This window comes from Photobacterium sp. Alg240-V54 (assembly GCF_900537155.1).
Classification (GTDB): domain Bacteria; phylum Pseudomonadota; class Gammaproteobacteria; order Enterobacterales; family Vibrionaceae; genus Photobacterium.
On record NZ_UNRL01000008.1, the window covers coordinates 93,397 to 115,225 of the forward strand.

Genomic DNA, 21,829 nt, shown 5'->3' on the forward strand with positions numbered 1-21,829 from the left:
TTATGCGTAAGTTAATCATCCCAGTAGTTGTGATTTTTATTGCACTATTATTGATGTCTATGTTTGTCGTTAAAGAAGGCGAGCGTGGTATCGTGGTGCGTTTCGGTCGTATTTTAAAAGATAACAATACCGAAGTTGCCCGTATTTACGAGCCAGGTTTACACTTTAAAGTACCTGTGTTTGACCGTGTACATGATCTTGATGCACGAATTCAAACTATGGACGACCAAGCTGATCGTTTCCTAACTGCTGAGAAAAAAGACGTTATTATTGATACTTACGTTAAGTGGCGTATCAAAGATTTCGGTAAATATTACTTAGCAACAGGTGGTGGTAACACATCAACTGCAGAATCACTGTTGAAGCGTAAAGTTGTTGATAGCTTACGTGCCGAAATTGGTGCGAAAGAGATCAAGCAGATCGTATCTGGAGAAGACAGCATTTCAACACCAGCGACACCGTCTGATATTGCCCAAACGAAAGCGGCTAAAGCTGCTCTAGCGGTAATTGAAGGTGTGGTACCGGTGAAGAAAGTTGAAGGCCAACGTGATCAAATCATGGCTGATGTACTTGAAGAAACGCGCGAAAGTGCGAAAGATTTAGGTATTGAAGTGGTTGATTTCCGTATTAAGAAAATCAACTTACCAGATGAAATCAGTGAGTCTATCTACCGTCGTATGCGTGCTGAGCGTGAGTCAGTGGCGCGTAGCTACCGTTCTCAAGGCCGTCAACGTGCTGAAGAGCTTCGTGCTCGTTCAGAACTTGAAGTGGCAACAGTTTTAGCTGACGCAAAGCGTAAAGCACAAGTTGTACGCGGTGACGCAGATGCGAAAGCGGCTGAGATTTATGCGAAAGCATATAATCAAGACCCTGAGTTTTACAGCTTTTGGCGTTCTTTGAAGGCGTATGAAAGTAGCTTTAATTCGAAAAATGACATTCTTGTTGTTGATCCGAATAACGAGTTCTTTAAATACATGAACCATTCAGAGCTATCAGCAAAGTAAGCTCGCTTTAATAACAGCGTAATCGTTATAATAAAGACAAGGCCTTCGCCTTGTCTTTTTTTTGGATGAAATCTATGATGAATACAGTTTTGTTAGCTATTGGTTTAGTGTTAGTTGTTGAAGGCTTAGGACCATTATTAGCGCCTCAAGGCTGGCGTAATATGGTTAGCCAATTAAGCCAGCAAAACGATAACGTGCTGCGTCGTATTGGAGGCTGTCTGGTGGTTGCCGGCAGTGTTATTGCTTATATGATGTACATGAGAATGTAGATAAACAGCCATAAATAATCGTTGAAAGTAAGCGTGTAAGAAGCGCTCTGAGCCAAAAATGACTGCAAGCCGGCGGCTAAGGTGCTAGAATCCTTTTTTAACTACTGATAGATGAAGAAAGATGGCAAATAATGTAGTCGTTCTTGGCACCCAATGGGGTGACGAAGGTAAAGGTAAGATCGTTGACCTCCTGACCGAAGATGCAAAATATGTGGTTCGCTACCAAGGTGGACACAACGCCGGTCACACCCTAGTTATTGATGGTGAGAAAACAGTTCTTCACCTGATCCCATCTGGTATCCTACGTGACAATGTTAAATGCATCATCGGTAACGGTGTTGTACTTTCTCCTGATGCACTAATGAACGAGATGGGTCCACTAGAAGCACGTGGTATTCCTGTTCGTGAGCGTTTGTTCCTGTCAGAAGCTTGTCCACTAATTCTTCCTTACCATATTGCTCTTGACCAAGCTCGCGAAGCGGCTCGTGGTAAAAAAGCAATTGGTACAACAGGTCGTGGTATCGGTCCTGCTTATGAAGATAAAGTTGCTCGTCGCGGTCTTCGCGTTGGCGACCTATTTGATAAAGAAGCATTTGCAGCAAAGCTTAAAGAAGTTATGGCTTTCCACAACTTCCAACTTGAGCATTACTACAATGCTGAGCCAGTAAGCTATGAAGAAGTATTAGCAAAAGTACTTTCACAAGCTGATCTACTTACCTCAATGGTAATCGACGTAACGACTGAACTTGATGATGCGCGTTTACGTGGCGACAAGATCATGTTTGAAGGTGCACAAGGTACGCTGCTTGATATCGATCACGGTACTTACCCATACGTAACGTCTTCTAACACTACTGCTGGTGGCGTTGCTGCAGGTTCTGGTTTTGGTCCACGTCACTTAGGTTACATCCTAGGTATCGCAAAAGCATACTGCACTCGTGTTGGTGCAGGTCCTTTCCCAACCGAGCTATACGATGGTCTAGATAAGCAAGATCCAGTTGGTAAGCACCTAGGTACAGTTGGTAACGAGTTTGGTGCAACGACAGGTCGTCTACGCCGTACTGGTTGGTTCGATGCTGTTGCTATGCGTCGTGCAGTACAAATCAACTCTATCTCTGGTTTCTGTCTAACTAAACTAGATGTATTAGATGGTCTAGAAGAGCTAAAAATCTGTACTGGTTACAAAACTAAGTCTGGTGAGATCCTAAACGTTTCTCCTATGGCTGCTGATGCGTACGAAGATCTAGAGCTAATCTACGAAACAATGCCAGGTTGGAGCGAAACAACATTTGGTGCTAAGACACTAGATGCGTTACCACAAGCTGCTCTTGATTACATTGCACGTATAGAAGAGTTAACTGGTGTGCCAATTGATATTATCTCTACAGGTCCTGATCGTAACGAGACAATCATCAAAGTTCACCCATACGGTGAATAATCGCTGATGCGAATTTGAAAAAACCAGCTTTCGAGCTGGTTTTTTTATAACTCAACATTACCGTTATGCTGCTTTGTATTGAGTTAAAGTTTACTCTCAAATTGCCGATAGCTAATTATTCGACGTTTGAGGAATGCTAATGAAACCCTGGTTGATAATGTTTGCTGCTTGGTTAGCAACACCTGTTCATGCGATTGCTGTTATTGGAGAGGCTGTACCGGTTTATACCGAAGATCAGTTGAGTGCCTGGTTTGCAACCAATCACCATCTACGCCAAGTCAAAGCTGATGATTGTCAGTTAGTGCAAGATATTCAAGCGCGAGCAGAACAAATAGAATCACCGACTTATCAATTTCTTTACGGTGATATGTTGGCGTGGGGCGTGTGTGTGCCGAAAGATGTTGAACAAGGCGTATATTATATGCGTGCCGCTGCTCAGCAAGGTGTACCGGTTGCGTTAGAGCAACTCGGCCGCTATTACGCTCAAGGTGTGATTTTACAACAGGATAAAGAGCGTGCAATTCCGTATTTACGCGAAGCTGCTGCCCTTGGTAATATTCGTGCGCGGATTCAACTAGCACAATTATTAATTGCTGATAATGGCAGCCCATTAGATTATGAAGATGCCTATCGATGGCTGTATCAAACCGTGACCACCAATAAAAGCCAACATATACAAATTCGGCGTTTGCGGTATCAGTTAGCGCAAAAGATGCCAGCCAATATTATCGCGCGGGCTAAACGGCGTTCATCATTTTGGTAATCGTCGTTAATGATAAAAATAAAAACAGCACCTTATTTAGGTGCTGTTTTTGATTAAAACGATAGCATTGTGTGGCCAGTAATTGAAAAATATTACAGCACTTTATGCGGCCCAAAACACTCATAATGAATGCGATCGCTAGTTACACCTAGTTCAATTAACTGCTTGGCGATAAATTGCATAAAGCCAACCGGACCGCAGCAATAAAAATGCATGGTTGGATCAGAAATCTGAGTGGCAATGTTATTGAGTTCAATTAAACCTTGATAGTCATAATCTTCTGCTGGACGATCGGTAGCAGTCGGGGTGTTATACCAGGTTAATGCCGTAATATGCTGGTGGTGGTTAGCAAGAGTTTTAACATGATCTTTATACGCATGTTGGTGGCCATCTTCTGTTGCATGGAGCCAATTTACTGCTGCTTGATGCTGAGTCAGCGTTTCAAGCATTGCTAGCATTGGGGTTAAGCCCACACCCGCTGAAATAAGTGTTACTGGTATTTGTGGCTCAACATTCAAGAAAAAATCCCCAGCCGGAGCAACCAGTTTAACGTTATCGCCAATATTGATTTTATCGTGCAAATAGTTTGAGACCAGACCTTGAGACTCACGCTTAACGGAGATACGGTAATTGGCATTATTAGGGGCTGCAGATAAGCTATATTGGCGGATCTCTTGGTGCTCTAATTCATCGGCAGTAATATAAATACCTAAATATTGGCCGGGTTTATAGTCAGCAACTTGGCCTCCATCTGCGGGGGTAAACGTAAAGCTAGTGATAGCATCACTATTTTGTTGTTTCTCTGTTACTACAAACTCTCGCATTCCACGCCAGCCACCGAGTTTATTATCGTTTTCTTGGTAGATTTCTTGTTCACGGTTAATAAAAATAGTTGCTAGCACGCCGTAAGCTTCGGCCCAAGCATCTAATACTGCTTGCCCTGGCGCTAATAATTCATCAATAGTGGCTAATAGATGGCTACCCACGATCTGATATTGATCTGCCGAAATTAAAAAGCTGGTATGTTTTTGGGCTATTTTTTCAACGGCAGGCAATAATACCGCTAAATTATCAATATTATTAGCATAAGCACAAACAGCATTAAACAACGCTTGTTGTTGACTAGAAGGGGCGTCATTGTCTCTATTTTGTTGGTTGCTCATGTTAAAAATATCTTTTAACTCAGGGTTGTGGCGAAACATACGCTGATAAAAGTGCTGGGTTACTGCAGGACCTGCAGCGGCAATGGCGGGGGCGGTCGATTTTACGATATCAATGGTTTTTTGAGTGAGCATTACTTTCTCTTTATAAGTTGTATTTATAATATATGTTATAAGTTGTATCTGATCTGTATCTTTTAGTCAAGAACAAGATTAAAATAGCAACAGGAGGAGTGAATGTGCAGTTAACCAGTTTTACCGATTATGGCCTACGTGCCTTGATATATCTTGCAAGCTTGCCTGAGGGGGAGTTAACAAGTATCACAAAAGTAACCGATACCTATGCTGTGTCGCGCAACCATATGGTCAAAATTATTAATAAATTAGGCCAATTAGGTTATGTAGAAACCGTACGAGGGAAAAATGGTGGTATTCGCTTAGGAATGCCTGCGGGTAATATTGTATTGGGGCATGTGGTAAGGGCGATTGAACCGTTACAAATCGTCAATTGTGCGCCTGATTTTTGTAATATTACTCCTGTTTGTCAGCTAAAGGGGATCCTTGCTGATGCGCGTAATGCTTTTTTAAATGAGCTAGATAAGTACACATTACTGACTTTGGTAGATAATAATCCACCGTTACGTGTCTTATTGGGATTGCCTGCAGAACACTAAGACTATTTGATGATAATAGTCTAGCATCACACTACTCCCTATTATTTAGTGGAATTGGTTTTTATTGCCAGTTCCCATCTGTTCACCTAAGAGCTGGGTATACTAAAGGTATGGCTGGCCAACAGGAACTGTTTATGTCTAAAGGTACTACCGATTTACCGGTTGATCCTTTTCGCGAACGCGAAGCATCTAATTACGAAAACCCTATTCCAAGCCGTGAGTTACTGTTAGAAGTGATCCGTGGTTTTAGTGCACCCGTTAGCCGCGACCAGTTATTTACTGCGTTAAAGCTTGAAGGTGATGATCAGTATGAAGGCCTACGTCGTCGCTTACGTGCGATGGAACGTGATGGTCAATTAATTTTCACTCGCCGTCAGTGCTATGCATTGCCTGAGCGATTAGATCTTATTAAAGGTTACGTTATTGGCCACCGTGATGGTTTTGGCTTTTTACGTCCTGAAGGTACATTCAGTAAAGACACTGATTTATTGTTACCTGCCCATCAAATGCGCAGTGTGATCCATGGTGATTACATTTTAGCTCAAGCAGATGGCGAAGATAAACGTGGCCGCCGTGAAGGCCGCGTTGTGCGCGTATTAACCGAATCGCCAAACCAAATTGTCGGCCGCTTCTTCCTTGAAGATGGCATGGGCTATGTGGTACCGGATGATTCTCGCATTGCGCAAGATATCATTATTCCACAAGACGTGCGTCAAGGTGCCCGTATGGGTAATGTGGTGGTGGTTGAGATCAATCAACGTGCTACTCGCCAACATAATGCCGTTGGTCGTATTGTTGAAGTACTGGGTGAGAATATGGCACCGGGTATGGAAATTGAAATCGCATTACGCACCCATGATATTCCTCATGTGTGGCCATCTGAAGTTGATAGCCAAGTTAAGCATCTGACCGAAGAAGTGCCAGAAGAAGCTAAGCTTGGCCGAGTCGATTTACGTCAATTGCCGTTAGTAACCATTGATGGTGAAGATGCACGTGACTTTGATGATGCGGTGCACTGTCAGCGTAATCCTGATGGTGGCTGGCGTTTATGGGTCGCGATTGCTGATGTTAGTTACTATGTACGTCCAAAATCAGCATTAGATAATGAAGCGCTAAAGCGAGGTAACTCAGTTTACTTCCCAGCGCAAGTGATCCCTATGTTGCCAGAAGTGCTGTCAAATGGTCTCTGTTCACTTAACCCACAGGTCGATCGCTTGTGTATGGTGTGTGAGATGACAGTCTCTGAAGGCGGTAAGCTGACAGGCTACAAGCATTACGAAGCGGTGATGAATTCACATGCGCGTTTAACTTACACTAAAGTAAGTGACATGCTTGAAGGTGATGAAGAGTTGCGTCAACGTTATGCACCTTTAGTACCGCATCTTGAAGAGCTTTACAGCATGTTTAAAGCACTAAAAGTCGCACGTGAAGCACGTGGTGCGATTGAGTTTGAAACTGTTGAAACTAAGTTTGTCTTCAATGCTGATCGTAAGATCGAGAACATCGTACCGCTAGTGCGTAATGAAGCCCATAAAATCATCGAAGAATGTATGATTTTAGCCAATATCGCTTCAGCACAATTTGTTGAAAGTGCCAAAGAGCCAGCATTATACCGTGTTCACGACACGCCGGGTGAAGAGCGTCTCCAAGGTTTCCGTGATTTCTTAGGCGAGCTAAGTTTAGAACTTGGTGGTGGTTTAGAGCCAAGTCCGAAAGATTACGCTGCATTAGCGAATTTAATTCAAGATCGTAATGATCGTGAGTTAATTCAAACCATGCTGCTGCGCTCGATGAAACAAGCGATCTATCAAGCAGATAATATTGGCCACTTTGGCTTAGCCCTTAGCCAATATGCGCACTTTACGTCGCCAATTCGTCGTTACCCAGACTTAACCTTGCACCGTGCGATTAAATTCTTAATTGCTAAGCAAGCAGGCAATACTAAGAACGATACGCCTACTGGTGGTCATCATTATTCATTTGATGAAATTGATGCTATTGGCGAGCAATGTTCAACCACTGAACGTCGCGCCGATGATGCTACTCGTGATGTGTCTGATTGGCTTAAGTGTGAGTACATGCAGGATCACCTTGGCGATGAGTTTGAAGGTGTGATTGCTAATGTTACCGGTTTTGGTTTCTTTGTTCGCCTTAATGAATTAAACATTGATGGTTTAGTGCATATTTCAAACCTTGCTAACGATTACTACCAATTTGATCCTGTGGGTCAACGCTTGGTGGGTGAGAGTTCAGGTGTGATTTATCGTTTAGGCGATACCGTGCATGTCAAAGTGGCGGCGATTAACCTTAATGATCGTCAATTAGATTTTGATATTGTTGGCGCCGAGCGTAAGCAGCGCGGTGCGGGTAAAACTGCCAAAGGGCGTGAGAAAAAGCAACGCATGCGCAAAGCTGAAGGCCTTAAACGTCAGGGAATGGCTGCGTTTAAAGTTGAAAATGGCGAAGCGGTAGCTGATGAATCACGTTCTAAAAATAAACGTGAGCGTTCTTCGGTACGTAAAAAATTAAAAGAAGGCGCGATTCCAGCTGCTGATGCTAAAAAAGATGCTAAAAAGAAAAAGCCAAGAAATAAAAAACCACGCAAGTTATCGGATGAAAAGCCGCTGACTGATCCTAAAAAGAAACCCAAAGTTCGCAAGAAGAAAAAGCAACGTGCGGGTAAATCTGAACGTGCAGCAAAGAAGAGTTAATTGATGAGTAATGATATGATTTTTGGCATCCATGCCGTTAAAGCCGTGCTTGCATCTGATCCTGTGCGATTTATTGAAGTATTCGTACTCAAAGGACGTGAAGATGAGCGTTTACTGCCGCTAATTACTGAGTTGCAAGACTTAGGTATCACGATTCAGGAAGCGGGCCGTAAGGCATTAGATGACAAAGTTGATGGCGCTTCTCATCAAGGTATTATTGCGCGTGTACGTCCAGGTAAGCAATATAACGAAAACAATCTTGATGACCTATTAGCAACCAAAGAAAATCCGTTACTACTGATTTTAGATGGTGTGACAGATCCTCATAATCTAGGTGCATGTCTACGTAACGCAGATGCTGCTGGTGCTGTGGCCGTGATTGTACCGAAAGATCGTTCGGCACAACTTAATGCGACCGCAAGTAAAGTCGCCTGTGGCGCGGCTGAAATTATGCCGTTGGTGCGTGTCACTAACCTTGCTCGTACTATGCGTGCGCTACAAGACAAAGGTGTCTGGATTGTGGGTACTGCAGGCGAAGCAACCCATGATATTTACCACAGCAAACTAACAGGGCCATTGGCGATTGTGATGGGTGCTGAAGGTGAAGGTATGCGTCGTTTAACCCGTGAAACGTGTGATGATTTGATTAAGATCCCAATGGCGGGCTCAGTATCAAGTTTGAACGTATCTGTTGCGACTGGCATTTGTTTGTTTGAAGCAGTACGTCAACGCGGATAATGCGTGATTAAGCGCAAATAACTGCATAATTATTTAAACCTGTTTAGTTAATACTGAACGGGTTTTTTATTATTAAGCCGTATAAAAAACCACCATTGAGAAAAACGGTTATTACTCTAAAGGCAAGATTGACTGAGACAAGGGTGCATTTGATTGAAATGAGGCCAGTGATGATAAAATAAGCTTGCCTAGATTGATCATTCTCTGTACTATCCGTCATCCAAATTCTCGGTTCTTTTTTTTAGTTCCTTGCTTCCCCAGGATAACCGAGCCGACAAGGGAAGCTGAATAATCCGTAAGGAGCAACCTATGCGTCATTACGAAATCGTATTCATGGTGCACCCTGATCAAAGCGAGCAAGTTGCTGGCATGATCGAGCGTTACACTGCTGCTATCAAAGATTCTGGTGGTCAAATTCACCGTCTAGAAGATTGGGGCCGCCGTCAAATGGCTTACCCAATTAACAAACTGCACAAAGCACATTACGTTCTTATGAACGTAGAAGCTGAGCAGGCTGTTGTTGACGAGCTTGAGTCAAACTTCCGCTTCAACGACGCAGTGATCCGTAACATGATCATGCGTACTAAAAACGCTGTTACTGAGCCATCTCCAATGATGAAGGCTAAAGAAGAGCGTTTCACTAAGCGTGAAGATCGTGCTGAAGCACAATCTGAAGGCGAAGCAGCTGCTGAGTAATTTGTTTAAATGACTAATCGTCTGGTGTTGACTGGTACTATTGCCAAGCATCCCAAGCGAAGCCAATCTCCGGCAGGCATTCCTCATTGTCACTTTGTGCTTGAGCATCGTTCTGTGCAGCGGGAAGCTGACTTACCACGCCAAATATATTGTTATATTAACGTGGTAATCAGTGGTAAAGGTCAACAAATACTCACTCAAGATTTAGTTGTCGGAAGCAATATTAAGGTGGAGGGATTTATCTCTTACCAAACCGGCCGTAATGGTATCGGGAAATTAGTTTTGCATGCCGATCATATTGACTTAATTTAGATCAGGAGATAGCCCATGGCTCGTTTCTTCCGTCGTCGTAAATTCTGCCGTTTTACAGCAGAAGGCGTACAAGAGATTGACTACAAAGACGTAGCAACTCTAAAAAACTACATCACTGAAGCTGGTAAGATTGTACCTAGCCGTATCACTGGTACTCGCGCTAAATACCAGCGTCAGCTAGCTCGCGCTATCAAGCGTTCTCGTTACCTAGCACTTCTACCGTACACAGATAAGCATCTGTAAGCGGCAGTCGTTTTTAGAACTTAATAGAGGACAAGATAATGCAAGTTATTCTACTTGATAAAATCGCTAACCTAGGTGGCCTTGGCGACCAGGTTAACGTTAAAGCGGGCTACGCTCGTAACTTCCTTATCCCACAAGCTAAGGCAGTTATGGCGACTAAAGCGAACGTTGAAATGTTCGACGCACGTCGTGCAGAGCTAGAAGCTAAAGTTGCTGAGCAACATGCTGCTGCTGTAGCACGTGCTGAAGCACTAAACACGCTTGAAGGTGTTGTTATTGCATCTAAAGCTGGTGACGAAGGTAAACTATTCGGCTCAATCGGTACTCGTGACATCGCTGAAGCAGTTGCTGCTGCAGGCGTTGCACTTGTTAAGAGTGAAGTACGTCTACCTGAAGGTGCACTACGTACGACTGGCGAATTTGAAGTTAGCGTTCAGCTAAGCTCAGACGTATTCGCAACTGTTAAACTAAACGTTGTTGCTGCTCAGTAATCGCTTTTAGCTTTAATAGTAAAAAACCAGCCTTCGGGCTGGTTTTTTTATATCTGTGGTTTGGGATATTGGTAATTAAAGCGTATAAATGATCGAGATCGTGGTGGTTGAGTCAGAGTTTTTCATGGTTTCTGGCACCCAAGAATAAGAGGTCTGGGTATAACCGATATTTAAAGCGATATTATCGGTAATAGCATTGGTCGCATTTAATGAGCTTTCAATGGTGGTGTTACTTTTACCTGATACCAAATTTAACTTAGCACTTAATGTAAGTGTTTTAAGTGGTTTCCATTGTATATCAACCGTACTTTGCAGTACTGCCTCATTGACCACTTCTTGTTTTACAATACTGTCACTCTTGATCTCATCAAGATTAGGGTCTTGATGGCGAAAGCCGGGACCTATATCGACTAAGGTTTGAAACGTCTCATAACTAAAAAGACGGTAACCGATACCCGTTGAAACCAGTGAATCTGCATAATAGGGCCCATAGCGGTCATCAATATAACTACCATTGCCATACCAGTAATACCCATCGCGTATCATACGTTTTGCTTTTAAGCTGGCTGATAATTTGCGCTTATCTTCCTCGCCATTTTTTTTTGCCATAATATATTTGGCATCGGCAGTGGTTTGATAACGACCTTTGGTATAGGTGAGCGCAATATTACCATTCATGGTCTGAGAGTTAGAATTACCCGATAGCGATTGATAACCTAAACCGATACTACTGGTCAGTGGTGAGGGTTCATTTGACGCTTCAGTTGTTGGTGCTTCACTAGCATTGGCTGCGGTAGTGGCAAGCAATAGCAATGTGAGTATATATCTTGCCAAAAGACCTCCGCTGGCAGCTGGTGTAACAATAAAAACATTAAGCGCAGCATTCTACCGTAAATTTGTCAGCTTTTGGTTAGGAATGCGGGTCATACTTTTGGTTAAATTAAAAAGGAGGATAATTGTTAGTGCTGCAAGTGCGCAATCGTCATGGTTTATAGCTACGCTGGAGCAGGGGATAGGTTATACTATCGAGCTCCGTTCTTGGTTTTGGTAAATGCACAATTGCTATGACAGATAATCGTAAATCGAAACAATTAAAAGATAATCAAATGGACGCCATTAAGATGCCTCCGCATTCGCTTGAGGCTGAGCAATCAGTACTTGGCGGCTTAATGTTGGATAATGAGCGTTGGGATACTGTTGCTGAGAAAGTGGTTGCAAAAGACTTTTACAGCCGTCCTCATCGGATTATTTTTGAGGCAACCGCAGCCTTATTGGAAGGTGGACAGCCACTTGATTTGATCACGCTGTCTGAACATCTTGAGCGCTCTGATAAGCTAGATGATGTCGGTGGGTTTGCTTACCTTGCCGAGTTAGCTAAAAATACGCCATCGGCAGCCAATATTTTAGCGTATGCTGATATTGTAAGAGAACGGGCGCTGATCCGTGACATGATTGGCGTTGCCAATGAAATTGCTGATGCCGGTTATGATCCGCAAGGGCGCACCAGTGAAGACTTACTGGATATGGCTGAAAGTAAAGTTTTTGCCATCGCCGAGCAACGCACTAATGATAAAGAAGGCCCGCAAAACGTTGATACTATTTTAGAGCGGACACTTGAGCGGATTGAGTTGTTGTATCAATCACCGCAAGATGGTGTAACCGGGGTATCAACAGGCTTTACTGATCTCAATAAAAAAACCGCGGGCTTACAGGGCTCTGATTTAATTATTGTTGCGGCACGTCCATCGATGGGTAAAACCACCTTTGCGATGAACCTGTGTGAAAATGCTGCCATGGATCAAGAAAAACCGGTATTAATTTTCTCGTTAGAAATGCCCGCAGAACAAATCATGATGCGTATGTTGGCATCATTATCACGTGTTGATCAAACCAAGATCCGTACTGGGCAATTAGACGATGAAGATTGGGCTCGAATATCATCAACAATGGGTATTCTGATGCAAAAAAAGAATATGTTCATTGATGATAGTTCAGGTTTAACACCGACCGAAGTACGTTCACGTGCACGCCGTATTGCACGTGATAATGGCGGTCTGAGCATGATCATGATTGACTACCTTCAGTTGATGCGTGTCCCTGGCTTACAAGAAAACCGTACGCTTGAGATTGCTGAAATATCACGCTCGCTAAAAGCATTAGCAAAAGAATTAAATGTGCCCGTTGTTGCTCTGTCTCAGCTTAACCGTTCATTGGAGCAACGTGCAGATAAACGTCCTGTTAACTCTGATTTGCGTGAATCTGGCGCCATCGAGCAGGATGCTGACTTAATCATGTTTATATACCGTGATGAGGTTTATCACGAAGATAGTGCCCTTAAGGGGATCGCTGAAATTATCTTAGGTAAGCAACGTAATGGTCCGATTGGTACTGTACGTTTAACATTCCAAGGCCAGTTCTCACGCTTTGATAACTATGCTGGCCCAGCCTTTGATGAAGAGTAAGCCTTAAAAATTATTTAGGATATTGGATGAAAGCTGCAACTGCACATATTGATACCCAAGCTTTGGCACATAACCTGAGTCAAATCCGCCTGCAGGCACCAAACAGTAAAATTCTGGCGGTAGTTAAAGCCAATGCATATGGGCATGGGTTGTTAGATGTGGCGAAAAGCCTTACCGATGTTGATGCCTATGGTGTTGCACGAATAGAAGAAGCATTAACACTGCGTGCGGGCGGAGTAGTAAAACCGATTTTATTATTAGAAGGTTTTTACGCGCCAACTGATTTACCTGTATTAGTCACTAATAATATCCATACCGTGGTGCATTCGATTGAACAACTTGAAGCACTTGAGCAAGCTGACTTAGACGCTCCAGTACGAGTATGGGTGAAAATTGATACTGGTATGCATCGCTTAGGGTTACGTCCAGAGCAAGTTCCTCAATTTATGCAACGTTTAAATGACTGCAACAATGTTGCTAAGCCATTACGCTTTATTAGCCATTTTGGTAACGCTGATGACCTAGGTAGCGATATCACTGTTAAGCAAATTGAGTGTTTCTCAACGTTAACTAAGCCTTATGAAGGCGAGCGCTCACTAGCAGCATCTGCTGGTATTTTAGCATGGCCTGATAGTCATTTTGAGTGGATTCGACCTGGTATTATTATGTATGGCGTATCGCCATTTGATCAATTAGACCGCATGGCATCGAGCTACAACTTACAACCTGTGATGACGTTAACCTCAAGTTTAATTGCGGTGCGTGAAGTCAAAAAAGGTGAGCAGGTTGGCTACGGTGGTATATGGACCAGTGAGCGGGATACCAAAGTCGGTGTTATTGCAATTGGCTATGGTGATGGCTATCCACGTTGTGCACCGAATGGTACACCAGTGATGGTTAATGGCCGTATTGTACCAACCGCAGGCCGAGTTTCGATGGATATGCTAACCGTTGATCTGGGGCCTGATGCGACAGATAAAGTCGGAGATGAAGCCACATTATGGGGTAAAGGTTTACCCGCTGAAGTGGTGGCTCAATATACAGGTGTGATTGCTTATGAACTCATGACCAAGTTAACCCCTCGAGTTGCGATGACCTATTCATAATAAACGCTATAATAACAGCCGCGGCATTGTCCGCGGCTTTTAGTTGTTATTGGCCTTGAACGGTAATAACAATGCGTCGTGAACCACCGTGATCGCGGTGTTCACCTAAGTAAATTCCTTGCCACATACCTAACGCAAGTTGACCATCCGTGATGGGAATACTAATACTATTACCAAGTAATGACGTCTTAATATGGGCTGGCATGTCATCATCACCTTCATAGGTATGTTGATAAAAAGCCGCACGCTCAGGAACACTGTGATTAAAATGTGCCTCCATATCATCACGAACCGTTGGGTCTGCATTTTCATTAATGGTTAAGCTGGCAGATGTATGCTGAATAAAGCAATGTACCATTCCAACCTTTAATGATTGAATTATTGTTAAATTTTGCTCTATCTCGGCGGTTATTAGATGAAACCCCCGCGCTCTCGGAGTAAGATGAATCGTCTTTTGATACCACATAGCTATTTACCTATCGGTGAAACCTTTTAGTTTAATTAGTGATTACCATTATCATCTTATTGCTAAATACAGGTATGATGCTGTCATATTTTCGTGATTTGACGCAATGACGATAATGTTATTTTAAAGTCATAATTAGTTGTAACAGATAGCATTATTATTAGATACCTAGCATGCTAGGTAACAGGCATAGATCAAGGATCTTTCGAAGGTGATATGATTCGAGGGATGAACATAACAACATCGGGAACATTATTATGTTAAAGAACATTAATCCAACGCAAACCAATGCATGGCAAGCCCTGACCGCTCATTTTGAACAAGCTCAAGATTTTGAATTAAGTGATTTATTTGCTAATGATAGCGAGCGTTTTGCCAAGTTTTCTGCTCAGTTTGGTTCTGATATTTTATTGGATTACTCAAAGAACCTGATCACGGAAGAAACTTTGACTAAGTTGTTTGCACTAGCGAAAGAGACCGAGTTAGAGGCCGCTATTGCCGATATGTTCAACGGCGTGAAAATTAACCGAACTGAAGATCGTGCTGTGCTTCATGTTGCGCTACGTAATCGCAGTAACACGCCAATCATTGTTGATGGTGAAGATGTTATGCCGGCGGTTAATGCCGTATTAGCGAAAATGGAAAGCTTCACAAATCGCATCGTTAGCGGTGAGTGGAAAGGTTATACTGGCAAAGAAATTACTGATGTCGTTAACATCGGTATTGGTGGTTCAGATCTTGGTCCTTACATGGTTTCTGAAGCGCTATCAGCGTACAAAACCCGTCTAAACATGCACTTTGTTTCTAACGTTGATGCAACCCATATTGTTGAGACGCTAAAAGACTTAAATCCAGAAACAACATTATTCCTAATTGCATCAAAAACATTTACCACTCAAGAAACCATGACCAATGCACTATCTGCACGTGATTGGTTCTTAGCAATGGCTGAAGATAAAGCCCATGTGGCTAAGCACTTTGCAGCGCTTTCTACCAATGCTGAATCAGTGGCTGAGTTTGGTATCGATACCGATAATATGTTTGAGTTCTGGGATTGGGTCGGTGGTCGTTACTCACTATGGTCTGCGATTGGTCTTTCAATTAGCTTAGCGGTGGGTTTTGATAACTTCGTTAAATTGCTTGAAGGTGGCCACGCAATGGATAACCATTTTGTTCAAGCACCATTAGAGCAAAAGTTACCAGTGATCTTGGCGTTAATTGGCATTTGGTACAATAATTTCCATGGCGCTGAAACAGAAGCTATCCTTCCTTATGATCAATATATGCACCGTTTCCCTGCTTATTTCCAACAAGGTAACATGGAATCTAATGGTAAGTATGTTGATCGCGGCGGTAAGCCAGTAGATTACCAAACAGGTCCTATTATTTGGGGTGAGCCAGGTACCAATGGTCAACACGCCTTCTATCAGCTGATTCACCAAGGCACGAAGTTAATTCCATGTGACTTTATTGCACCAGCAATTAGCCACAATCCATTAGGTGATCATCACCCTAAGCTAATGGCTAACTTCTTTGCTCAAACTGAAGCATTGGCATTTGGTAAGAGCCGCGAGACGGTTGAAGCTGAATTTGTTGCCGCTGGTAAATCACAACAAGAAATTGATGAGTTAGCTGAATTTAAAGTGTTTGAAGGTAACCGTCCAACGAACTCTATTCTGCTTAAAGAAATCACACCATATACATTAGGCGCGTTGATTGCGTTATATGAGCACAAAATCTTTACTCAAGGTGTTATTTGGAACATCTTTAGTTTTGATCAGTGGGGTGTGGAATTAGGTAAGCAGCTGGCTAACCAAATTTTACCTGAGCTAAATAGCAACGAAAGTGTGGTGAGCCACGATAGCTCAACCAATGGCTTGATCAATGCATTTAAACAATGGCGTGCATAATGCCGATTATTGGTTAAAGAGTTAGCCGATAAAATAAAACGCCGCAATCGTAATGATCGCGGCGTTTTTTATTTTAGCTGTTTGTCAGTTATAGCGTAACAACATCGCTAGCTTGGGGGCCTTTCTGACCATCGGTTACGATAAACTCAACACTTTGGCCTTCACGTAATGTTTTACGTCCTTGTGCCTGAATAGCACTGAAGTGAACAAACACATCTTTACCATCGGCAGCAGAAATAAAACCAAAGCCTTTATCGTCGTTGAACCATTTTACGGTTCCAGTCAGTTTACTCATGTACGTCTTTCCCTTATAGACTAATAGTAGTAGTCACAGCTAATAGGTAACTAGATGCTTATGACTGGCTCAGTCTAGATCGAATTTATGACAATGAGTAGTTTTTTATTATGCTTTTATGTTTGAGCTAACGTTAATTAATACTGTGTTTAATATCATCACGATAGTTTATCAGTAGCGAACGAGTGCTATCACTATTTGTGATAGCACTAACGTTGGATTAGTCATGGTTAGCTTGCTGGCATTTATGACAAACACCATGGCTTTCAATTACGTGATGCTTGCTTGTAAAACCATATTGATCTGATTTTATACGTAACAGCTTTGCTAGTTCATCATCGTGGGTTTCTTCAACAAATCCACATTTATCACAAATTAATAATTGTGAGCAATGCTCTGCATGGCCTAATACACAACAAGCAATATAGCTGTTGGTTGACTCGACTTTATGCACAAACCCTTGTGCTAATAGAAAATCTAAGGCGCGATAAACCGTAGGTGGTTTAGCTTGGGGTTCTGATGCTTTAAGTAAATCAAGTAACTCATAAGCGCTAATAGAACTATGATGATTAATGATCAGTGCCAGTACTTTTAATCGCTGGGGTGTCATTCTTACCCCGCGTTGATCACAGAGCAGTTGTGCTTTGGCTAGCAGTTGAGTTTGAACCGTCATAGAGCCTCAAAAAAACGTCATTATGTTATTATTTTATCACAGCTATTTGAAAACATACTCACACTTAGCATGCAATAGCGATGATGAAAGGGATTACGTGTTAATGATCACCTTATCATCAATGAGAATTGTCATAGTGACTTATAAAGATACTTACAATGGCTGTGTCGCGGCGCTTGATGGCTGTAGTGAAAGTGTACAGTCACCACAAGGTAACCGCACACAGATTAAGGGAATTATTTTAGTTGCTGAAGGTGCTCACTAATCGCAACCATGACATTGCTAATGTTAACCGTCAGAGATTGATTAGTTTTTGGATACCACAATCCAACCTCATCGTTGTCATTGAGAGTGATGATCAGCTTGGAACCAGCCTTTAATGCTCGACTGTGTTGACGCTTGATTTTGCTATGACTGAGATCTGTTAGCACTTGTAGTTTAGGCAATTGATGACGAATATTATACGCAACCAGCAATGCATTGGCATTTTGGTGGTCAGACTCGGTGGTAATGGTGATATCAGGATCATTATTTATCCCTTTATCAAGTCCTAGCGTTTCGACTAATAACAATAGTCGTTCAATTCCGATAGCAAACCCTGAGCCAGGTAAGGCATTTTTACTGAACAATTCAATTAAGCCATCATAACGACCGCCACCACAAACGGTAGCTTGTGAGCCAAGCTTATCAGTTATCCATTCAAATACTGTTTTTGAATAGTAATCGAGGCCACGGACTAAACGTGGATTGATGGTGTATTTGATATCCGCTTGATCAAGTAAGTATTGCAGTTTATTAAAATGAGTCAGAGAATCTTCACCAATAAAATCAATCAGCTGCGGTGCTGCATTGATCATGTCCTGCATGTCGGGGTTTTTACTGTCTAAAATGCGTAATGGATTAGTGGTGAGACGATTAAGACTATCTTGATCTAACAAGGCTAGATGCTGCTCAAAATAAGTGATCAGATGTTGGCGGTGAATATGACGTTCTGCGGTGGTTCCCAGTGAATTAATTTCAAGGGCAATGTGTTGCTCAACGCCCAGTGCTTTGAAAATATCGTAGGACATGCAAATTAATTCAGCATCAATATCGGCCCCTGCCATGCCAAAGGTTTCGACACCAAATTGAGTAAATTGGCGTAGGCGTCCTTTTTGCGGTCTTTCATAGCGGAACATTGGACCCTGATACCATAACCGCTGAGTGTTGTTATAACACATATTATGCTCAATGACGGCGCGAGCACAGCTGCTAGTACCCTCTGGGCGCAGAGTAATATGTTCGCCACTTTTATCAACAAAATTATACATTTCTTTCGATACAATGTCGGTTGATTCACCGACCGCGCGCTCAAACAAAGCCAGAGGCTCAATAATTGGCAGCCGAATTTGTTGATAACCATAGCTATGAGTCACTTGTTTGATTATTGATTCAAGCCATAACCAAATCGGAGTTTGTTCTGGTAAAATATCAGAAACACCACGGATTGATTGAATGTTTTTTTTCATAGGAAAACCTATTTATTTAGCATTGTCGGCTATTTGTTTCCTCTATCATAAGAAATACAGTTATAATAAATGCGACATATAATGGTATTAGATAATAGCCGTTAGGTGTGATATTGCTGGTAAATAGTGGAATAGGCACCAGCAATATCGACTCATAAAGGCGGTAGTGAACTACCGCTTTTTTTATGCTGCAATCGTTTCGCCATTGGCATCTTTAATCACATCATCAATGAGCGCATCGACTTTTGATGCATCAAGATGGTGCGCTGTGGTGATTAAGTGCGCTTGGCCGCCAGAAGTTGCAAGGCAGTGTTTTTTCCATACTGCTTCTGATGGGCAAGGGAATACCACTGTAATTGAGTTTTTGTTACACCATGCATTGATGCCTGCGCTTTGTAGGCGCTGTACAGCATGTTGTGCCAGATCTAAACTACGATTAATACGACGCTTAAAATCTTCATGTGTGTGAGACTTAACAGCACACCACATCATCAATGGCGTATGGCCATTACGAGAACCGGTGATGGTTTTATCGTGAGCAGAGATATAATCAATTTCAACTGAAATCGCATCAACATTGCGCTTTTTAGCAACCACGATACCACATGGAATCGGTGAACCGATCATCTTGTGGCCAGAGACACCAATAGAGTCAATACCATCAGCAAAGTTAAACCCTTGTGGTTCATCGACAAATGGTAGGATCATGCCGCTTAATGCCGCATCAGCGTGAATATAGTAATCTTCACGTTTAATACCTAGCTCACCAATCATCGCTTGGATCTTACTAATATCATCAATCGCACCACGTACAGTTGTACCAATATTAGCAAAAATAATTGGGTGCTTTTCGTCATCTTGTTTGATCTTCGCGATCAGATCATCGTAATCAATTTCGCCATTTGGTAATGACTCAACCAGCTGTGACTTAATACGTAATAGTTTAACGATTTTAGCTACAGAGTAGTGAGTATCTTTTGAGTAATACAAAGTACCATCAGGGAAAAGCTCACGACCAAGGTAACAGCCAAACATATTACTTTCAGTGCCGCCATTAGTAACGTAACCCCAGCTATCCTCAAATGGAATTTTGAAAAGATCGGCAAAGTATTCCATCACTTCTTTTTCAAAATCAAACGAGTTAAGCAGGTAGTTACAGTATTCTGCCCAGTCACCACAGTTGTTGATTGAGAAACGCATAAAGCGTTCTAGAATAGTGTAATCAAAATCTGCTGACTCAGGATAGCCAATATTAAAGTATTGGTTTTTTACACAGTAAGCCCAAAATTCGTCAAGTTTATTTTGATTTTCAATTGATAATGTCATGATATATATCCTAATAAATTTTTTAATTGCTACTTTCAAATAATTGTCAGTTAACTCATTAATCTTTTAAATAAAGAACTTTCTCGCCGTTTTTATGGCGTTTTGCGGCAATAAAGCTATATAGCGGAATAGTGAGCATCACCATGACTACACCCCAGTACATAGAGTCTGCACCTGAGCCAAGCATCGCGAATAAGCTATAAGCCATACCAATAACAACCAGAATGCTGTAAATCACGAAGTTACCGCCTTTGTTTTGTTTCTTAGCAATCATAATGATTGGCAACGCAATAACGGCGTAGATATAAGGCAGTAGTGAAGCAAATACTGACATTAGAATGACGACTTGGAATTGATCGGCAAGATCAGGCGATGCGGTCATTAACAACACACCACTCATTAATACACCAGTGAAAATCAAGCTTTTCATCGGAACATCATTACGGTTTACAGCAGCAAAGAATTTAGGGAATAAACCTTGTTCTGCACCTGCACGTGGTGCTTCTGATTGCAGAATCAACCAGCCTGAGATTGAACCGAAACAAGCGATGATACTTAGGATTGATGCGATGGTACCGGCAGTGTCACCAAACATGTAACGCGCTGCATCAGCAAATGGTGCCGCTGATTTAACAAGCTCTTCGTGTGGTACAAGACCCATAATGACACTACAGCTACCGACGTAACATACAGAAGCAATTAGCAAACCATAAACAGTTGCTTTGGGAACGGTTTTTTCAGGATTTTCAACTTGACCACTAGAAACTACCGCAGATTCAACTCCTAGGAAGCCCCATAATGCGATTGATGCCGCAGATAAAATGGCATGAGTATTACTTTCACCTGTGCCGTTATAAACCTGAGTAAACATATGCGGGTCAAACCAGAACCAGCCCACAATACCAACGCCCAGTACCACGACTAGCATACAAACGGCTGTAAAGGATTGTGCGCGACCTGCTGCTTGAGCACCAAGACTTGCCAGCGCAATAAAGCCCCATAAAATAACAATGGCAACCACAGAGCCTATACTTGGATCTGTAAGTTGTGGGAAAAAGTAACTTAGGTAGCCAATACCAGCGACAAGTAGGGCAACGTTACCTATCCAGGCACTGATCCAGTAACAAATGGTACTTTGAAAGCCAACAAAAGGACCAAAAGCATCAGCAGCATAAGCAACGATGCCGCCGTTTCTTGGTGTTAAAAGACTGGTTTTGGCAAACACAAGTGCAAGTGCGATAACACCTACAATGGTGATAAGCCAGCCCCATAATGAAATATAACCAACCCCAGCAAGGTTGGTCGGTAGCATAAATACCCCAGAACCCATCATATTTGATGCGGTAACTAAGGTTAATGCGACTACGCCCATTTTTTTGGCGGAGCTAGCACTCATGGTGCTTGAATCGGAGTTTCCGGCAGCCATCTCTATTTCCTCATTTGATTTGATGAGGCAATAGTAAAGTTTTACTTCACCAAAAATGTGACTTATATCAATTTTTTTCTTGCAAAAGTTTTAATTGCAGCCAGTTTTGATTGATTTTTGCTCATAATCAATTAATTTGACTCTGTCCCCTTTTATTG

General features: G+C 42.3%; 23 protein-coding genes. 15 read left to right on the plus strand and 8 right to left on the minus strand.

The genetic code is table 11. The annotated features are described in order from the left end of the window. Positions 1-2: 2 nt before the first annotated feature. The 4 genes from hflC (at position 3) to G6R09_RS16470 (ending at position 3,474) form a co-directional block, all read left to right on the plus strand. A complete protein-coding gene (gene hflC, locus G6R09_RS16455; RefSeq protein WP_163923576.1) occupies positions 3-1,004 on the plus strand; it encodes a protease modulator HflC in 1,002 nt (333 codons plus the stop codon). Positions 1,005-1,078: 74 nt separating this feature from the next. Then, positions 1,079-1,273 carry a DUF2065 domain-containing protein gene (locus G6R09_RS16460; RefSeq protein ID WP_060998691.1) on the plus strand — a complete coding sequence of 65 codons (195 nt, stop codon included), beginning with the start codon at positions 1,079-1,081 and terminating at the stop codon, positions 1,271-1,273. A gap of 121 nt (positions 1,274-1,394) precedes the next feature. Further along, positions 1,395-2,711: an adenylosuccinate synthase gene (locus G6R09_RS16465; RefSeq protein ID WP_163923579.1), complete on the plus strand. Its 1,317-nt coding sequence runs from the start codon at positions 1,395-1,397 to the stop codon at positions 2,709-2,711. A gap of 139 nt (positions 2,712-2,850) precedes the next feature. Next, positions 2,851-3,474, plus strand: a complete 624-nt coding sequence (locus tag G6R09_RS16470; protein WP_065167973.1) for a tetratricopeptide repeat protein — start codon at positions 2,851-2,853, stop codon at positions 3,472-3,474. Between the two features lie 92 nt (positions 3,475-3,566). Here the strand turns inward: G6R09_RS16470 and hmpA are convergent, their stop codons facing one another. Further along, complete coding sequence (gene hmpA, locus G6R09_RS16475) at positions 3,567-4,769, minus strand: NO-inducible flavohemoprotein (protein ID WP_163923581.1); 1,203 nt, start codon at positions 4,767-4,769, stop codon at positions 3,567-3,569. A 104-nt stretch (positions 4,770-4,873) separates the two neighbouring features. Here hmpA and nsrR point away from each other — a divergent pair, with 104 nt between their 5' ends. The 7 genes from nsrR (at position 4,874) to rplI (ending at position 10,499) form a co-directional block, all read left to right on the plus strand. Beyond that, the gene (nsrR, locus tag G6R09_RS16480; protein ID WP_163923584.1) at positions 4,874-5,308 is read left to right on the plus strand and encodes a nitric oxide-sensing transcriptional repressor NsrR; all 435 of its coding nucleotides are present in this window, start codon (positions 4,874-4,876) and stop codon (positions 5,306-5,308) included. Positions 5,309-5,442: 134 nt separating this feature from the next. Further along, on the plus strand, positions 5,443-8,019 hold the full coding sequence (gene rnr / locus G6R09_RS16485; RefSeq protein WP_065167971.1) for a ribonuclease R: 2,577 nt from the start codon (positions 5,443-5,445) through the stop codon (positions 8,017-8,019). Positions 8,020-8,022: 3 nt separating this feature from the next. Next, positions 8,023-8,757 carry a 23S rRNA (guanosine(2251)-2'-O)-methyltransferase RlmB gene (gene rlmB / locus G6R09_RS16490; RefSeq protein WP_060998696.1) on the plus strand — a complete coding sequence of 245 codons (735 nt, stop codon included), beginning with the start codon at positions 8,023-8,025 and terminating at the stop codon, positions 8,755-8,757. 309 nt (positions 8,758-9,066) lie between these two features. Then, complete coding sequence (gene rpsF, locus G6R09_RS16495) at positions 9,067-9,453, plus strand: 30S ribosomal protein S6 (RefSeq protein WP_036788814.1); 387 nt, start codon at positions 9,067-9,069, stop codon at positions 9,451-9,453. 9 nt (positions 9,454-9,462) lie between these two features. Further along, the gene (priB, locus tag G6R09_RS16500; RefSeq protein WP_060998697.1) at positions 9,463-9,765 is read left to right on the plus strand and encodes a primosomal replication protein N; all 303 of its coding nucleotides are present in this window, start codon (positions 9,463-9,465) and stop codon (positions 9,763-9,765) included. Positions 9,766-9,780: 15 nt separating this feature from the next. Then, positions 9,781-10,008 carry a 30S ribosomal protein S18 gene (gene rpsR, locus G6R09_RS16505; protein ID WP_005421136.1) on the plus strand — a complete coding sequence of 76 codons (228 nt, stop codon included), beginning with the start codon at positions 9,781-9,783 and terminating at the stop codon, positions 10,006-10,008. A 38-nt stretch (positions 10,009-10,046) separates the two neighbouring features. Beyond that, positions 10,047-10,499, plus strand: coding sequence for a 50S ribosomal protein L9 (gene rplI, locus G6R09_RS16510; RefSeq protein ID WP_065167970.1), 453 nt, complete (start codon positions 10,047-10,049; stop codon positions 10,497-10,499). Between the two features lie 75 nt (positions 10,500-10,574). On the opposite strand, the gene G6R09_RS16515 is transcribed toward rplI, so the two are convergent. Further along, positions 10,575-11,333, minus strand: coding sequence for a YdiY family protein (locus tag G6R09_RS16515; RefSeq protein WP_065167969.1), 759 nt, complete (start codon positions 11,331-11,333; stop codon positions 10,575-10,577). 230 nt (positions 11,334-11,563) lie between these two features. On the opposite strand from G6R09_RS16515, the gene G6R09_RS16520 reads away from it, so the two are divergent. Together G6R09_RS16520 and alr are read left to right on the plus strand one after the other, a co-directional pair. Beyond that, positions 11,564-12,961, plus strand: a complete 1,398-nt coding sequence (locus G6R09_RS16520; protein ID WP_036788807.1) for a replicative DNA helicase — start codon at positions 11,564-11,566, stop codon at positions 12,959-12,961. Between the two features lie 26 nt (positions 12,962-12,987). Beyond that, a complete protein-coding gene (alr, locus tag G6R09_RS16525) occupies positions 12,988-14,067 on the plus strand; it encodes an alanine racemase (RefSeq protein WP_065167968.1) in 1,080 nt (359 codons plus the stop codon). A 46-nt stretch (positions 14,068-14,113) separates the two neighbouring features. Here the strand turns inward: alr and G6R09_RS16530 are convergent, their stop codons facing one another. Next, on the minus strand, positions 14,114-14,533 hold the full coding sequence (locus tag G6R09_RS16530; RefSeq protein WP_163923587.1) for a secondary thiamine-phosphate synthase enzyme YjbQ: 420 nt from the start codon (positions 14,531-14,533) through the stop codon (positions 14,114-14,116). Between the two features lie 257 nt (positions 14,534-14,790). Between G6R09_RS16530 and pgi the strand changes: the two genes are divergently transcribed. After that, on the plus strand, positions 14,791-16,443 hold the full coding sequence (gene pgi, locus G6R09_RS16535) for a glucose-6-phosphate isomerase (RefSeq protein WP_087846073.1): 1,653 nt from the start codon (positions 14,791-14,793) through the stop codon (positions 16,441-16,443). A gap of 88 nt (positions 16,444-16,531) precedes the next feature. On the opposite strand, the gene G6R09_RS16540 is transcribed toward pgi, so the two are convergent. Continuing rightward, positions 16,532-16,738: a cold-shock protein gene (locus G6R09_RS16540; RefSeq protein ID WP_060998703.1), complete on the minus strand. Its 207-nt coding sequence runs from the start codon at positions 16,736-16,738 to the stop codon at positions 16,532-16,534. Positions 16,739-16,958: 220 nt separating this feature from the next. Next, on the minus strand, positions 16,959-17,411 hold the full coding sequence (gene zur, locus G6R09_RS16545; RefSeq protein WP_163923590.1) for a zinc uptake transcriptional repressor Zur: 453 nt from the start codon (positions 17,409-17,411) through the stop codon (positions 16,959-16,961). A 103-nt stretch (positions 17,412-17,514) separates the two neighbouring features. Here zur and G6R09_RS16550 point away from each other — a divergent pair, with 103 nt between their 5' ends. Beyond that, entirely contained in the window at positions 17,515-17,676 is a 162-nt protein-coding gene (locus G6R09_RS16550; protein WP_156673540.1) for a hypothetical protein, read from the plus strand. On the opposite strand, the gene hisS is transcribed toward G6R09_RS16550, so the two are convergent. The 3 genes from hisS to hdcC all read right to left on the minus strand — a co-directional run bounded on the left by hisS (position 17,648) and on the right by hdcC (position 21,671). Next, positions 17,648-18,919 carry a histidine--tRNA ligase gene (gene hisS, locus G6R09_RS16555; protein WP_065167964.1) on the minus strand — a complete coding sequence of 424 codons (1,272 nt, stop codon included), beginning with the start codon at positions 18,917-18,919 and terminating at the stop codon, positions 17,648-17,650. The two genes, G6R09_RS16550 and hisS, sit on opposite strands and share 29 nt — an antisense overlap. 183 nt (positions 18,920-19,102) lie before the next feature. Then, positions 19,103-20,245: a histidine decarboxylase gene (locus tag G6R09_RS16560; protein WP_065167963.1), complete on the minus strand. Its 1,143-nt coding sequence runs from the start codon at positions 20,243-20,245 to the stop codon at positions 19,103-19,105. Positions 20,246-20,303: 58 nt separating this feature from the next. Then, positions 20,304-21,671 (minus strand): histidine-histamine antiporter, encoded by a 1,368-nt coding sequence (gene hdcC / locus G6R09_RS16565; RefSeq protein WP_107204606.1) that lies wholly within the window; start codon positions 21,669-21,671, stop codon positions 20,304-20,306. Between the last annotated feature and the right edge of the window lie 158 nt (positions 21,672-21,829).